This is a genomic window from Bradyrhizobium sp. 521_C7_N1_3 (assembly GCF_052075975.1).
Classification (GTDB): domain Bacteria; phylum Pseudomonadota; class Alphaproteobacteria; order Rhizobiales; family Xanthobacteraceae; genus Bradyrhizobium; species Bradyrhizobium japonicum.
In genome coordinates, this window is sequence record NZ_CP197232.1 from 9,568,607 (window position 1) to 9,584,271 (window position 15,665).

Genomic DNA, 15,665 nt, shown 5'->3' on the forward strand with positions numbered 1-15,665 from the left:
TGGAGTCACGGCGGCGTTTTGCTAACCCCCAGAGAAACTTAATCTAATCCCACCAGCCGGCGGATGCCGGCGGGCGTGGCGCCGTCGGCACGCAGCTCGCGCAGGCCGGTCGAGCGGCCCGATTTCGACAACTTCCGGCCCGCCTCGTCCAGAATCAGGGCGTGGTGGCGATAAGCGGGTTCCGGCAGATCGAGCAGGACCTGGAGCAGGCGGTGAACCGAGGTGGCGTGAAACAGGTCCTGCCCCCGCACGACCTCGCTGATGCCCTGAAGCGCGTCGTCGACGACGACGGACAGATGGTAGCTGGTCGGCGTCTCCTTGCGGGCCAGGATGACGTCGCCCCAGGCCTCCGGTCGCGCCGCGACGATGCCGCGCTCGCCATCGGGCCCCTCGCCAAGCTCGTTCCAGGTCAGACCGGCAACGCGTCGGCAGGCGGCCGCCATGTCGAGCCGGAGCGCGTAAGGCACGCCGGATGCAATGAGCCGGTCGCGCTCGCCGGCCGACAGCGATTTGGCGTCACCCGGATAAAGCGGTGCACCGTCGGGATCGCGCGGCCATGGCCCGGCGGTCTCGCGCGCGGCCACGAGCCTGGCGATCTCCGCGCGGCTCTCGAACGCGGGATAGACGAGACCAAGCGCCGAGAGTTTTTCGAGCGCGGCGCGATAGACCGCGAGATGCTCCGACTGCCGCCGCACCGGCATTTCCCAGGTGATGCCGAGCCAGGCGAGGTCGTCGTAGATCGCCGCCTCGAACTCCGGCCGACAGCGCGTCGCGTCGATGTCCTCGATGCGCAGCAACAGCCGCCCGCCGGTCTCGCGCGCGCGGTCGAAATTGAACAGCGCCGAATAGGCGTGGCCAAGATGCAAGAGGCCATTCGGGCTGGGGGCAAATCGGAAAACGGGTGGCATGAGTTCTCGGTGTATTCGTCATTGCCGGGCTTGACCCGGCAATCCATCTTCCAGGACTCTGTTACGATAGGAGATGAATGCGCGGGTCCCGCCTACGTCGAAGGCTTCGGCGGGCGTCTCGGTATTGGGCCGGCGTAGCCTTAGCAGAGACGGCAAGCCCGCGCATGACAAGTTGAGCCACCATGACGATCCACCTCGAAACCCAGTCCGACCTCGAAGAGGCGGTCCACGCGCTGATCAAGCGCGACCCGCGCCTCAAGCCCGTGCTCGAGATCGCCGGCATGCCCGCCTTGCGGCGGCGTGAGCCGGGTTTTACGGGGCTCGCCCACATCGTTTGCGGGCAGCAGCTTTCGACCGCGAGTGCCGCAGCGATCTGGGGGCGGCTGTCGGCCGCCTTCGATCCGTTCGACCATGACGCGGTGCGCCGTGCCCGCACCGACCGGCTGGGACGGCTCGGCCTGTCCGCCGCCAAGATCAAGACGCTGAAACATCTCGCGCGCGAGATCAGCGCGCAGCGGCTGAACCTCGATGTGCTCGCCGAAGAAGACGCCGAGGCCGCGCACCATACGCTGATCACGCTGCCCGGCATCGGTCCGTGGACGGCCGATGTCTATCTGCTGTTCTGCCTCGGACACGGCGATGCCTGGCCGGCCGGCGACATCGCCGTGCAGGAGGGGATCAAGGTTGGCCTGGGGCTCAAGGCGCGGCCGACGGAAAGGCAGATGGCGCCGCTCGCCGAACCCTGGCGTCCGCTGCGCGGTGCGGCGGCGCATCTGTGGTGGAGCTATTATCGCGTGATCAAGAAGCGCGAAGGTGTCATCGGCAACCAGCCCTAGCCCCGCAGCCGCTCGCGATCGGCGCGGGCGCATTCGGCCACGAAGTCGACGACGGCGCGCACCGCGGACAACTCGACCAGATCGGGATGGGCGAGCAGCCAGAGATCGGCGACGCTGACGAGTTTCTGCGGCGCGACGCGCACCAGGTCCGGATAGCTCTCCGCGACGAAGCAGGACAGCGCGGAGATTCCTATTCCCGCGCGCACCGCCGCCAGCATGTCGCCCTGCGACGAGCAGCGCATTACCATGGTGCCTTGCCGGGTGATCGCATCGCTCCAGCGCGCAAGCTGCGCGTTCGAATCCTGATCGGCAAAGCCGATGACGCTGTGCCCCTTCCACTCGCCGCTCCGCTCCGGCAAGGAGCGGCCGGCGGCATAGTCGCGCGAGGCATAGAAGCCGGTGCCGAGGCGGCCCACCCTGCGACCGACCAGATTTTCCTCGCCGCTGTCGACCGGGCGCAGCACGACGTCGGCCTCCCGCCGGCGCACACTGGCCGGAAACGGATGGGTGATGATCTCGAGCCGGATGTGGTCATGCGCGCCCAGAAACGATCGCAGCCGCGGCATCAGCCAGTGCGAGGCCAGCGTCGCGCCGATCGACAGCTTGACCGTGCCACGCGCCTTGCGACCGCCGGCGCCTACGGCGGCTTCGGCGCGGAGTGCGGCAGCCGCCATCGCCTCCGCATGTTCGCGCAGCGTACGTCCGTCGGCGGTGAGCACGAATCCATCCGCGGCCCGCGCCAGCAGCTTGGTACCTAGCTGCGCCTCCAGCGCCGCGATCTTGCGGCTGACGGTCGGATGACTGGCATGCAGACGTTTTGCCGCAGCGGTGAAGCTGCCGGTGTCGGCGACCGCGACGAAGGTCTTGCAGAGATCCCAATCCACCGCCGGCTCCGTACAAATCTGAATATCGGCTTGTTCAATATTGAACGATCCGCTGCCCGCCGTCCAACCCTATAGTGGGATCAAAGCGCTGGGCGGCGGACACCCCGCCGGCGCGACAATCGACATGGAAGCGCTCACCCCCGGCCGGCAGGCCGTTGACGCGCGTCGTCAGGAGGATCGGATGGCACTGCCCGCTCTGCTCAAGAACAATCTGGAGCTGCCCGTCGTCGGCTCGCCCCTTTTCATCGTCTCCGGGCCGGAGCTGGTGATCGCCCAATGCAAGGCCGGTGTCGTCGGCTCGTTTCCAGCGCTCAACGCCCGTCCGGTGGACAAGCTTGACGAGTGGCTGAGCCGCATCGAGGACGATCTCGGCGAATACAAATCGCGCAATCCCGGCAAGAAGGTTGCGCCCTATGCGGTCAACCAGATCTGCCACGCCTCCAACGACCGGCTGATGAAGGACATGGAAACCTGTGTGAAGCACAGGGCGCCCATCATCATCACCTCGCTGCGGCCGCCCGCCGAGATCGTCGAGGCCGCGCACTCCTATGGCGGGCTGGTGTTCCACGACGTCATCAACGTCAAGCATGCACGCAAGGCGGCGGAGCAAGGCGTCGACGGACTGATCCTGGTGTGCGCCGGCGCCGGCGGCCATGCCGGCACGCTCTCGCCGTTCGCGCTGGTGCGCGAGGTCAAGCAATGGTTCGACGGCGCGATCCTGCTGTCGGGCGCAATCAGCGACGGTTTTGGCATCGCCTCCGCGCTGACGCTGGGCGCCGACCTCGCCTATATGGGCACCCGCTTCATCGCGACGAAGGAAGCCAATGCCGACGAAGCCTACAAGTCCGCGCTGACGCAGCACGCCGCGCACGACATCGTCTACACCAACCTGTTCACCGGCGTGCACGGCAACTATCTCGGCCCCTCGATCGCCGCCGCGGGGCTCGATCCGGACAATCTCCCGGTTGCCGACAAGACGAAGATGAATTTCGGCTCCGGCGGCAACATGAAATCCAAGGCGTGGCGCGACATCTGGGGATCGGGCCAGGGCATCGGCCAGATCCTGGATGCGCCGCCGGTGGCCGAGCTGGTCGACCGGATGAAGGGCGAATTCGATCAGGCGCGTCACGACTTTATGTTGCGCGCCAGCGCCTGACGGCTTGGTCCGACAAGAAAATTGGACTGACAAGACAAACGGGAGGACATCATGAAGCTGACAGCCGCGCTGACAGGCCTGTCGTTGCTGACGCTTGCCGCCGGCAGCGCCGGTGCGGACGAGATCCGGATCGGGCAGACCCTGCCCTATAGCGGCCCTGCCTCCGGCTTCGGCGCGATCGGACGGACGCAGGAAGCGTTCTTTGAGAAGGTCAACGCGGAGGGCGGCATCAACGGCCGCAAGGTCAAGTTCATCACGCTGGACGACGCCTACTCGCCGCCGAAGACGGTCGAGCAGACCCGCAAGCTGGTGGAGCAGGACGAGGTGCTGATGATGTTCGGCTCGCTCGGCACCGCCACCAACAGCGCCGTGCAGCGTTACCTCAACGCCAAGAAGGTGCCGCAGCTGTTCGTGCTCTCGGGCGCCACCAAATGGGCCGATCCGCAGAAGAATCCCTGGACGATGCCGGGCATGGCGGCCTACGAATCCGAGGGCGTCGTCTATGCCAAATACATCCTGCAGTCCAAGCCCGACGCGAAAATCGCGATCCTGTCCCAGAACGACGATTTCGGCCGCGACTATGTCGCGGGCTTCAAGCGCGCACTCGGGCCCAAGGCCGCAAGCATGATCATCGCGGAGGCGAGCTACGAGACCAGCGCGCCAACCATCAGCTCGCAGCTCTCGACACTGAAGGCGTCAGGCGCCAACGTGCTGTTCGGCGTCGTTCTCGGAAAATTCACCTCGCAGATGGTCAAGGGCGTAGCCGAGATCGGCTGGAAGCCGGAGCTGTTCTTCGTTCCGACCTCGGCCTCCTCGATCTCGTTCCTGGAACCGGCGGGCCTGGACAATGCGGTCGGACTGATCTCGTCGAGCAACCAGAAGGACACGATGGACCCGCAATGGGCCGACGATCCCGGCGTGAAGTCGTATTTCGCGTTCATGAAGCAATACATGCCGACCGCGGATCTCTCGAACTCCAACTACGCCGCGGGCTATCACTACGCCACGCTGCTGATGACGGTGCTGAACGCCTGCAAGGACGATGTCAGCCGCGACAACATCTTGAAGCAGGCCGCGTCGCTGAAAGAGGTGAAGCTGCCGCTGCTGCTGCCCGGAATGAGCGTGTCGACCGGTCCGGACGACTATCTGCCGTTCCAGCAGCTTCAGCTCCGCCGCTTCAACGGCAAGAGCTGGGTGCCGTTCGGCGACATTCTCGATGACCGGTAGAGGACGTCCCATGATCATCAGCGGCGAGCGCCGGATCGATTATCCAGACCTCCATGCGCGGATCAGGCGGGCCGCAGGCGGGATCAGCACGCTCGGCGGGCGCGAGGGCGCGCCGGTCGCCATGATGCTGCGCAATGACTTCGCCCTGTTCGAAGTGGTCGCGGCTTCCGCCGCGCTCGGCCGACCGGTGGTCCCGATCAACTGGCACCTGAAGGCCGCCGAAGTCCGCTATATCCTGGCCGACAGCGGCGCCGACATCCTGATCTGCCATGCCGACCTGGTGCCGCAGATTCGCGACGGCCTGCCGGAGGGCCTGGCGCTGATGGTCGTGCCGACGCCGCCGGAGATCGCCGGCGCGTTCGACATCCCCGCCGCGCTCACAAAGGTGCCGGACGGATTGACCGATTGGGACAAATGGCGGGACAGCCAGCCGGAACTCACCCAGCCGCCACGCCGCGGCGCGCCGATGTTCTACACGTCGGGCACGACGGGCATGCCGAAGGGGGTGCGGCGCATGCCGATGCGCCCCGAGCAGGTCGCGGCCTCCGAGCGCGTCGGGGCGATCGCCTATGGCATCAAGCCGAACGAGGATCAGGTCGTGCTGATGAACGGCCCGATGTACCATTCCGCTCCGCACTCCTACGGCATGCTTGCCTATCGCAGCGGCTGCACCATCGTGCTGGAGCCGCGCTTCGATCCCGAAGACCTGCTGCAACTGATCGAGCGCCATCGCGTCACGCACATGCATATGGTTCCGACGATGTTCGTGCGCCTGCTGCGGCTGCCCGACGACATGAAGCGGCGTTACGACGTGTCCTCGCTGCGCTTTGTCGTTCATGGCGCGGCGCCCTGCCCGCCCGACGTGAAGAAGGCGATGATCGATTGGTGGGGAGGCGTCATCAACGAATATTTCGGCTCGACCGAGACCGGGATTCCGGTGTGGCACTCCGCGGCGGAGGCGCTGAAGAAGCCCGGCACCGTCGGCCGCGCCATCGAGGGCGGCGTGGTCAAGATCTTCCGCGCCGACGGCAGCCCGTGCGACGTCAACGAACCCGGCGAGATCTACATGCGGCAGGCCTCGGTGCCGGATTTCGACTATCACGGCAAGGCCGAGGCCCGCGCCGAGGCGGGCCGCGACGGTCTCGTCAGCGTCGGCGACGTCGGCTATCTCGACGAGGACGGCTATCTGTTCCTGTGCGACCGCAAGCGCGACATGGTGATCTCCGGTGGCGTCAACATCTACCCCGCCGAGATCGAGAACGCGCTGATCGGAATGCCCGGCGTGCGCGATTGCGCCGTGTTCGGCATTCCCGACGCCGAATTTGGCGAGCGCCTCTGCGCCTATGTCGAGCCGGAGCCGGGCGCAGCGCTCTCGTCCGCCGCGGTCCAGTCGTTCCTGCGCGAGCGACTTGCCAATTTCAAGGTGCCGAAGGACGTCGAATTCCGCGACGCACTGCCGCGCGAGGCGACGGGAAAGATCTTCAAGCGCAAGCTGCGGGAGCCCTATTGGGCGGGCCACGCACGCGCCGGCGCGTAACGAACGGCTGCGAACGGCGTTTTAAACTATGTTGCTGTTGCAAAAGGATCATGGGTGAACGATGAAATGCCGGCACGGACAAAGCCGGGATCAAAGCCATGACATCGATCGACTTCGTCGTTGCGAAAAATGACCTCGACCAGTGCAAGGTGGTCACGAGCGAGCGTCCCGGCGCGGATGCGCTGCCGCCTGATGCCGTGCTCGTGAAGGTCGACCGCTTCGCCTTCACCGCCAACAACATCACCTATGCGGTGATGGGCGACGAGTTGAAATACTGGCAGCTCTTTCCCGCGCCGAACGGTTTTGGCAACATTCCGGTATGGGGCTTTGGCGAGGTGATCGCCTCCAGGCATCCGAACGTCGCCGTGGGCGAGCGCCTGTTCGGCTATTTCCCGATGGCGACACATCTCGTCATCGAGGCGACCGACGTGAGCAAGCGCGGCCTTCGCGACGGTGCCGCACACCGGCAGGGCGTGGCGCCGGTCTACAACGCCTACGCCCGCGTCAGCGGCGATCCCGCTTACGCCGGCCGGAAGGGCGATTACCAGGCGCTGCTGCGGCCGCTGTTCATGCTGTCGTTCCTGGTCGACGACTTTCTGGCCGAGAACGACGACTTCGGCGCACGCATCGTGCTGCTCTCCAGCGCCTCGAGCAAGACCGCGTTCGGCCTCGCCCATCTGCTGCACACCCGCGGCCGCAAGGTGATCGGGCTGACGTCCGCCGGCAATGTCGACTTTGTCTCGTCGCTCGGTTGCTATGACGAGGTCGTCACCTACGACCGCATTGCGTCGCTGCCATCGGATGCGCCGGTCGACTTCGTCGACATGGCCGGCAACAGCGCACTGCGCGCCGGATTGCATCAGCACTTCGGCGACCGAATGAAATGCTCCGTACGCGTCGGATTGACGCATCGCGCCACCGAGCCCGACGAAGGCGCGCTGCCCGGTGCAAAGCCGCGCTGGTTCTTCGCGCCCGACCAGATCCGCAAGCGCGCCAAGGAATGGGGCCCGGGCGGTATCGAGCAGCGCTTTGGCACGGCATGGTCCGGTTTTGCGCCGCTGCTGGAGAGAAGCCTGACCGTGGTCGAGAGCCACGGCCCCGACGCGGTGCGCCAGGTGTTTCTCGACACGCTGAAAGGGCGTATTCCGCCGGAGCAGGGCCACATGCTCTCTCTGCTCGGGTAAACCGCTTTCGAGGCCCGTCGAACCGGTATACCGTCAACCTCAGAGGAAACGCCGCGAAGACGGCCACGAGGTCGCGCATGCTGGACAAGACGAAGGATATTTCCGTCTCGGCGCAAGCCTGGCTCGATGAGTTCGAGCGCACGCTCGGCAAGCCTGATCCGGCCGCACTTGACCATCTCTTCCTCGCCGACAGTTTTTGGCGCGATGTGCTGGCGCTGAGTTGGAACCTGCAGACGATCGCTGGCCGCGACCGGATTACCCAGGCGCTGAGGGCGCTCGCGCCACCGGCGGCGCCGGCCAGCTTCACGATCGCGCCCAACCGCGCGGCGCCGCGCTGGGTCACGCGCGCCGGCACCGGCAATATCGAGGTCATCTTCAATTTCGAGACCGTGATCGGCCGCGGCAGCGGCATCGTCCGGCTCGTGCCCGATACCGGCGATGGCGACCGGCTGAAGGCGTGGACGCTGCTCACCGCGCTCGATGAGCTCAAAGGCTTCGAAGAGCAGCTCGGCACGTCGCGGCCGCGAGGGCAGGCCTATTCACGCGACTTCCGCGGGCCGAACTGGCTCGATTTGCGTAACGCAGCCCGCGACTACGCCGATCGCGATCCTGCCGTGCTGGTGGTCGGCGGCGGCCAGGCCGGCCTTGCGATTGCAGCGCGGTTGAAGCAATTGAAGATCGACACGCTGATCGTCGATCGCGAGACGCGGATCGGCGACAATTGGCGCAAGCGCTATCACGCGCTGACCCTGCATAATCAGGTGCAGGTCAATCATTTGCCCTACATGCCGTTCCCGCCGAACTGGCCGACCTACATCCCGAAGGACAAGCTCGCCAACTGGTTCGAAGCCTATGTCGACGCGATAGAGCTGGATTTCTGGACCGGCACCGAGTTCGAGGGCGGTACCTACGACGACGCGAAGGGCTGCTGGACCGTCACGCTGCGGCGCGCCGACGGCAGCAAGCGCACCATGCGGCCGCGCCATGTAGTGATGGCGACCGGCGTCAGCGGCATCGCGAACGTGCCCGATATTCCGACCCTCGCCAATTTCAAGGGCACGCTGCTGCATTCGAGCCGCTACGAGGACGGCGAGAACTGGACCGGCAAGCGCGCCATCGTGATCGGCACCGGCAACAGCGGCCACGACATCGCGCAGGATCTCTGCTCCAGCGGCGCCGAGGTGACACTGGTGCAGCGCTCGCCGACGCTGGTCACCAATATCGAGCCGTCGGCCCAGCTGGCCTATGCGACCTACAATGAAGGCACCCTCGAGGACAACGACCTGATCGCGACCTCGATGCCGACGCCGCTCGCGAAGAAAACCCATGTGATGCTGACCGAGCAGTCGAAGGAGCTCGACAAGGAGCTGCTCGACGGCCTGCGCAAAGTCGGATTCAAGCTCGACTTCGGCGAGGCCGGCACCGGCTGGCAGTTCAAGTATCTCACTCGCGGCGGTGGCTATTATTTTAACGTCGGCTGCTCCAACCTGATCGTCGAGGGAGCGATCGGGCTCAGGCAGTTTGCAGACATCGAAAGCTTCACGACCGAAGGCGCTCGGATGAAGGACGGCTCGATGATCGCGGCCGACCTCATCGTGCTCTCCACCGGCTACAAGCCGCAGGAATATCTGGTGCGAAAACTGTTCGGCGACGGCGTCGCCGACCGCGTCGGACCGGTCTGGGGCTTTGGCGACGGGTTCGAGCTGCGCAACATGTATGCCCGCACCAGGCAGCCCGGCCTCTGGTTCATCGCCGGCAGTCTCGCGCAGTGCCGGATCAACTCGAAATATCTCGCGCTCCAGATCAAGGCGATCGAGGAAGGGATTTTGGGGCGGACATAACTACGATCGTCATTCCGGGGCGCGCGCAGCGCGAACCCGGAATCCATCCATCCACACGATATGCCGCACAATGGATTCCGGGCTCACTCTACGCGTGCCCCGGAATGACAAGAGGGGAGACCGCACATGCCTGCCATTCTCGGCACCGGCGAGCATCGCTATCGCGTCGTCGAAAATTTCGCAAAGCTGCCCGACGGCTGGACGCTGACCGACGTCGCCTCGGTCGCCGTCGACAGCAAGGACCGCGTCTACGTCTTCAACCGCGGAGCGCATCCGATGGTGGTGCTGGATCGCGAGGGCAATTTCCTTCGGAGCTGGGGTGAAGGCCTGTTCTCGCGCGCGCACGGCCTGCACATCGATGCCGACGACAATCTCTATTGCACCGATGACGGCGACCACACCGTGCGCAAATGCACCACCGACGGCAAGGTGCTGCTGACGATCGGCATCCCCGAGAAGCCGTCGCCGTTCATGAGCGGCGAGCCCTTCCATCGCTGCACCCACACCGCGCTGTCGCCGAAGGGCGAGATCTACGTCTCCGACGGCTATGGCAATGCGCGCGTGCACAAGTTCACGCCGGACGGCAAACTGATGAAGAGCTGGGGCGAGCCCGGCACCGACCCCGGCCAGTTCAACATCGTGCACAACATCGCCACCGATGCGGACGGCTGGGTCTATGTCGCCGACCGCGAGAACCACCGCGTGCAAGTGTTCAATGGCGAGGGCAAGTACGAGACGCAGTGGAACAATCTACATCGCCCCTGCGCGCTATGCTGCTGCGGTGGAGCCAAGAGCCCGACCTTCCTGATCGGCGAGCTCGGACCCGGCCTCGACATCAACCGCAACGTGCCCAATCTCGGCCCGCGGTTGTCGATCGTGGACGCCAAGGGCAACCGCATCGCGCGGCTCGGCGGCGAGAACGGGCCAGGCGTTGCCAGCGGGAAGTTCTTGGCACCGCACGGCCTCGCGCTGGACTCCAGGGGCGACATCTATGTCGGCGAAGTCGGCGTCACCAACTGGAAGGCCAGCTTCGGAGACCAGGAGATGCCGGCCGTGGTGCGCGCGACGCGGTGCTTGCAGAAGCTGGAGCGGGTGCGGGAATAGCTGGGCGGGCGAAGCCGCGATGCGCCGTCGGCTCTACCCTGCCTCCCCCGGGCGACGTCCTCGCCCCCCAAATCACGGCGGTTTTGAGCGCTTTGCCACCCCGCCGCCGCATTGCTTGCATCTGAATAAGTCGCTCAACGGGCTTCACAATCCCGTCACGCTGCATGTAGTATGTCAGTACATGCTGCTTCGCAGCGTATATTGGAGGCCGGGAGCGTTACTTGAACGCACATGTCTCGCAAGGCAGTTGGCCGGTGTTGGTGCTGAATGCGGACTTCCGGCCGCTGAGTTACTACCCGCTGTCTCTCTGGTCGTGGCAGGACGCGATCAAGGCGGTGTTCCTCGACCGCGTCAACATCGTCGCGCATTACGATCAGGCGGTGCACAGTCCCACGCTGCAAATGCAGCTGCCAAGCGTCGTTTCGCTCAAATCCTTCGTCAAGCCGACCACGCATCCCGCGTTCACCCGGTTCAACGTCTTCCTGCGCGACCGCTTCAATTGCCAGTATTGCGGGTCGCCGGAAGACCTCACCTTCGATCACATCATTCCGCGCAGCAAAGGCGGCCAGACCACCTGGGAGAACGTGGTCGCGGCGTGCTCGCCCTGTAATCTGCGCAAGGGCAATCTGACGCCGGCGCAGGCAAAGATGTTTCCGCGCCAGAGCGCGTTCGCACCGACCGTGCACCAGCTCCACCGCAACGGCCGCCTGTTCCCGCCAAACTATCTGCACGATAGCTGGCTGGACTATCTCTACTGGGATACGGAGCTGGATCCGTAGGGCGACGCTGTTCGCGCTCGGCCGTTCGTGCGACCTGCTGAAATCGAAAGATCGAGGACCCGTCGGGTCCTCGGTTCGTTTCGTCGAACGTCACGCATTCTGCGCCAGCGAATGAGCCTCGATTCGTTGGCGGATATCGGGCGAATTGATCAGGTCGAACGGCTCCATGAGTTGCACGACATCCGAGAACGCGCGCTGGACCACCGGATCGGCCACGACAGCCCGGAATAGAGCGGCTTCGAACTGCCGGCTTTCCTCGTACCGCTCCGGGCGCTCGCCGCGCGTGGTTGGATAGGCGAAGTCAGCGTTCACGCCCATGTTCCAGGGTGCCTGAAGCAGCGCGCCCACTTCGGACATGAACCCAGCCTGGAGGGCCTCGATCGGGTCCGCCTCCCCGGCGACGCGATCCAGGATCTCGCGCAGCAACTTTGCCTCTCGCGCGGCGACCGTCATGCCCTGCCCGTAGACCGGATTGAACCGGCACAGCGAGTCCGCCACGGGGAGAATCCCGCGCGGCAGCCGCTTGAGCCGTTCAAAATGCCGCCAGCGGCTCGCGTCAAACACGAAATGCCGGAGGCCTCCGGGTGGCAAGAGCTTGTAGACTGCGTTGTAGATCGCTGGCGTCTTCAATTGGCGCGCAGCCGCAAGGTAGTCCTCCCACGTGCCGGGGCGATTCGTCGCGCCGTGATGGGAGATCGATGTAAACCAGCGCCCGCCTTCGAGAGGAATGATCAAGCCGGCTGTCGCCGACGTGGCGGGATCGGGCAACGTGACCAGATTTTGCCAGTCGAACGAGGTTCGCCCCGGCCTCAGAACCGCGGTGGTGTAGCTGATGTCGACGCCCACGACGGTCTCCTGCGGCCGCTCCCAGCCAAGCACATCGAGCAGGCCGAGCGTCGGCGCGCCGCGGCCGGATGCGTCCAGCACGAGATCCGCCTCGATCGCCGCACCAACGCCTGCGTCGTTCTCGAACTTCACCATCGGCCGGGTTGCAGCCGGCACAATCTCCATCACGCGGCTCTGCGATTGCACTTTGACATTGGCGATCGCAGTCACCTTTCGGCGCAGCGTATGTTCGATCAGCGGCCGCGAGCCACACAGCAGCGACGTCCCGCAGTCGCGCCTTGGCAGCGCGCCGACATCTGGCCGCTCGTACTGGACGTCCTTGAAGACATTCACGGGAACTGCACCGGCGGCGGCAAGATCCTGCGCGAAACCCGGGAAAAGGGAGTCGAGGGCCTGCAGTCCACCGGCCAGAAGAAGATGCGGATGCCGATCCTGGGGAACGCCGGCGCGGGACGTGATCGAAGCCGGCAGGACATCGCGTTCGAGAATGACGACTTCCTGGAAGGCGGAAGAAAGCGCACCGGCGGCAGACAATCCTCCAATCCCCGCTCCGATGACAACCGCGCGTTGCCCAAAATGACGGCTCATATTCATTCCTTTGTGGTTCGCTTCACCGCCTCTCTCTGCGTGGGCCGCACTACGGAAATGTTTCCAATCGCGGGATCTTTGTTTCGATTGCAACGGCGCGGCCGCGATGCGCGCTTCAAGGAGAAACGAACGGCGCCGTGGCGCGGGTCTATTGTGGGCCAGGAGAGTAGCGGGGCTAGGCGTCCAGCTCACACCCCGATCGCATTCCGCATCACCACGTCCCGATAGAACGCCGCGCTCAGTTTCGGCACGCGCGCCTGGGTCTCGAAGTCGACCCGGTAGAGGCCGAACCGCTTGCCGTAGCCGAAAATCCACTCGAAATTGTCCATCAGGCTCCAGAGGAAATAGCCGCGAATCGGCACGCCCTCGGCGATCACACGCTGCATCTGGGTCAGGTAATTGCGCAGGAACATGATGCGGTCGAGATCATAGACCTGGCCGTCAGTGGCGATCTTGTCCTCGGACGAGGTGCCGTTCTCGCTGATATAGATGGCCTCGATGTTCCAGATTTTTGCGGCGAGACGCGGGGCCCAGTAGATCACCTCAGGGCCGACCCGCAGCCATTCCGAGTTCATGTGCGGGAACGAGGTTGGGAACGGCAGCACGCGGAAGCCCGACGCACGATCGGATGCCGTGATGTAGTATTGCGGCGCGTAGATGTTGAGCCCGACGAAATCGTTCGGCGTGCCGATGATCTTCAGCTCGTCAGGGGTGAATTTCGGCGCATCCGCCCCGGCATAGGCGAGGAAGCCGTCGGTGTACCTGCCCTCCAGCACCACACCAAGAAAGCCGGCGTTGAGTTCGCGCGTCGCGATCTCGGCGGCGCGGATATTTTCCGGCGTTGCGATCGCGGGCACGCAGGCTGCGATATTCTCGGCCGCACCGACGCGGGTGCCGGCGCGGCCCGACGCGCGGATCGCCTGCACCGCAAGCCCATGCGCCAGCGCGACGTGATGGCGCGCCTGGTTGAGCTGCGCGGCCGGCAGCTTGAGGCCGGGCGCGTCGATGCCCCAGCCATAGCCGAAATTCACGAAGCGCCCGACCTCGTTCACGGTGAAGATGGTTTTGACCCGATCGGTCAGGCGCGCGGTGACATAGGCGGCGTAATCTGCAAAGGCCTTCGAGGTGTCGCTCGACTGCCAGCCGCCGACGCGATCCTGGAGCGCCTGCGGCAGGTCCCAGTGATAGAGCGTCGCATAGGGCTCGATGCCGTTCGCGAGCAGCTCGTCGACGAGCCGGTCGTAGAAATCGAGCCCTTTCGGATTGGGCTGGCCCGATCCATCCGGAAACACCCGCGGCCACGCAATCGAGAAGCGGTAGGCCCTGACGCCGAGCGCCCTGATCAACGCGACGTCATCCTTGTAGCGGTGATAATGCTCATTGGCGCGGTCGCCGGTCGAGCCGTCCTCGATCTTGCCCGGCGTGTGGCTGAAAATGTCCCAGATCGACTTGCCGCGGCCATCCTCGTCGACGGCGCCCTCGATCTGGTAGGACGAGGTCGCCGTGCCCCACAAAAAGTCCTTGGGAAAGGGTGCGTGCGCGTGGCGGTCGGCCGATGCGGGCGTCTCATTATCTGCAGCCTTGTTATCTGCAGCCTTGTTGTCTGCAGCCTTGGCACCCGCCGCAGCGCCAAGCGCGGCGAGCCCCGCGAGCTTCGCAAGATCGCGCCGCGAGACATCAGCTGACATCGCTATCTCCGAGCTTGCTCCATGTCGATCTGATAGGCGGAAATCCGGTCGATCTCGAATGCGACGGTGGGCGGCGATTGCGCATCGACCGGACCGACGCCGAGAAAGAATTTCGATCCGATCGCGAGATTGACGATCATGTACATGGGATCGTCGAAGCCGATCGGCACCTTGATGTCGGAGACCGGCTTGCGGTCGATGAAATAGACCAGGCGATCCTCCTCCCACAGCACACCGTAATTATGGAACGTGCTCGAAGCATCGCCGACCGCGTAGTCGAAGCCGCAGGACTGGATCTTCTGGGTCGACGGAATCCGCCAATGCGTCGTCATCACGAGATCGCCGGGCCGCTCGCCGCGGCCTTCCAGCACGTCGACCTCCGGCGGCCAGCCGCCGTCGTCCGCCAGCATCCAGAACGCCGGCCAGACCGCATGGCCGACCGGCACCTTGGCGCGGATCTCGAAATAGCCGTGCTTCTGCGCGAACGTGCCCTGCGTGGTCAGGATTCCCGAGATGTACTCGTTGTTGAACAGAACGGACTTCAGTTCCGGCGGCGTGCGGCTGGCGACGATCGAGAGCACGCCGTCCTTCACCTTGAACGGATCGAGCCCAAGCGGCGTCCCCGCACGGCCCGAATAGCGCGGATCGACGTAGATCTGCTGCTCGCCATTGGCGCTGGTCTTGCGCTTGAAGTCGGAGCCGTCACCGCCCCAATAGCGCGCTTCCGGCCAGGCCGCACCGCCGGCGTAATGCGGCACCCAGCGACCTGTCGCAAGCGGATGCTCGTCAAAGTCATCGTTGAAAGTCCGGCGCAGCGGCAGGAACGCGAGCAAGGCGGGATTGGCCGTCTCAAGCTTGCGGCACTCGATCATGGAAGGATCGGTGCTCACTTGCAGCGCCATCGTGCCGGGCGCAGCATCGAGATCGTCCTGCGCGACGCCCGGCGCGGGCACGGCAGACAGGCCGATCGCAACCAGAACGCCCTTCGTCCAACTGTCGATCATCACCGCACATCGAACTTGGCAGAAGACTTGGCAAAAAACTTGCCGGGAAATGCGCAGGTTAGCTCGCCTGTCTTCGAGCGGGC

General features: G+C 64.9%; 13 protein-coding genes. 8 read left to right on the forward strand and 5 right to left on the reverse strand.

Annotated elements, in window-relative coordinates; translation table 11 throughout:
* Positions 1-38 precede the first annotated feature (38 nt).
* Positions 39-908, reverse strand: coding sequence for a tRNA glutamyl-Q(34) synthetase GluQRS (gene gluQRS, locus AB7008_RS45375; protein WP_304491718.1), 870 nt, complete (start codon positions 906-908; stop codon positions 39-41).
* Positions 909-1,090: 182 nt separating this feature from the next.
* On the opposite strand from gluQRS, the gene AB7008_RS45380 reads away from it, so the two are divergent.
* Complete coding sequence (locus AB7008_RS45380) at positions 1,091-1,744, forward strand: DNA-3-methyladenine glycosylase family protein (RefSeq protein ID WP_304491719.1); 654 nt, start codon at positions 1,091-1,093, stop codon at positions 1,742-1,744.
* On the opposite strand, the gene AB7008_RS45385 is transcribed toward AB7008_RS45380, so the two are convergent.
* Positions 1,741-2,628: a LysR family transcriptional regulator gene (locus tag AB7008_RS45385; protein ID WP_304491720.1), complete on the reverse strand. Its 888-nt coding sequence runs from the start codon at positions 2,626-2,628 to the stop codon at positions 1,741-1,743. The genes AB7008_RS45380 and AB7008_RS45385 overlap by 4 nt on opposite strands.
* A 181-nt stretch (positions 2,629-2,809) precedes the next feature.
* On the opposite strand from AB7008_RS45385, the gene AB7008_RS45390 reads away from it, so the two are divergent.
* From AB7008_RS45390 to AB7008_RS45420, 7 genes are all read left to right on the forward strand, one after another.
* Positions 2,810-3,784 (forward strand): NAD(P)H-dependent flavin oxidoreductase, encoded by a 975-nt coding sequence (locus AB7008_RS45390; RefSeq protein ID WP_304491721.1) that lies wholly within the window; start codon positions 2,810-2,812, stop codon positions 3,782-3,784.
* A gap of 51 nt (positions 3,785-3,835) precedes the next feature.
* The gene (locus AB7008_RS45395; RefSeq protein WP_304491722.1) at positions 3,836-5,011 is read left to right on the forward strand and encodes an ABC transporter substrate-binding protein; all 1,176 of its coding nucleotides are present in this window, start codon (positions 3,836-3,838) and stop codon (positions 5,009-5,011) included.
* Between the two features lie 10 nt (positions 5,012-5,021).
* Complete coding sequence (locus AB7008_RS45400) at positions 5,022-6,548, forward strand: acyl-CoA synthetase (protein ID WP_304494712.1); 1,527 nt, start codon at positions 5,022-5,024, stop codon at positions 6,546-6,548.
* A gap of 98 nt (positions 6,549-6,646) precedes the next feature.
* Complete coding sequence (locus tag AB7008_RS45405) at positions 6,647-7,732, forward strand: DUF2855 family protein (protein WP_304491724.1); 1,086 nt, start codon at positions 6,647-6,649, stop codon at positions 7,730-7,732.
* Positions 7,733-7,809: 77 nt separating this feature from the next.
* Positions 7,810-9,573, forward strand: a complete 1,764-nt coding sequence (locus AB7008_RS45410; protein WP_304491725.1) for a flavin-containing monooxygenase — start codon at positions 7,810-7,812, stop codon at positions 9,571-9,573.
* A 126-nt stretch (positions 9,574-9,699) separates the two neighbouring features.
* Entirely contained in the window at positions 9,700-10,677 is a 978-nt protein-coding gene (locus AB7008_RS45415) for a peptidyl-alpha-hydroxyglycine alpha-amidating lyase family protein (RefSeq protein ID WP_304491726.1), read from the forward strand.
* A gap of 221 nt (positions 10,678-10,898) precedes the next feature.
* On the forward strand, positions 10,899-11,456 hold the full coding sequence (locus AB7008_RS45420; RefSeq protein ID WP_014491631.1) for an HNH endonuclease: 558 nt from the start codon (positions 10,899-10,901) through the stop codon (positions 11,454-11,456).
* Between the two features lie 90 nt (positions 11,457-11,546).
* Here AB7008_RS45420 and AB7008_RS45425 read toward each other — a convergent pair whose 3' ends face one another.
* From AB7008_RS45425 to AB7008_RS45435, 3 genes are all read right to left on the reverse strand, one after another.
* Entirely contained in the window at positions 11,547-12,896 is a 1,350-nt protein-coding gene (locus AB7008_RS45425; protein ID WP_441261288.1) for an FAD-dependent oxidoreductase, read from the reverse strand.
* 182 nt (positions 12,897-13,078) lie between these two features.
* Complete coding sequence (locus tag AB7008_RS45430) at positions 13,079-14,578, reverse strand: GH1 family beta-glucosidase (protein ID WP_304491729.1); 1,500 nt, start codon at positions 14,576-14,578, stop codon at positions 13,079-13,081.
* Between the two features lie 2 nt (positions 14,579-14,580).
* Positions 14,581-15,582, reverse strand: coding sequence for a glycoside hydrolase family 16 protein (locus AB7008_RS45435; protein ID WP_041956668.1), 1,002 nt, complete (start codon positions 15,580-15,582; stop codon positions 14,581-14,583).
* Between the last annotated feature and the right edge of the window lie 83 nt (positions 15,583-15,665).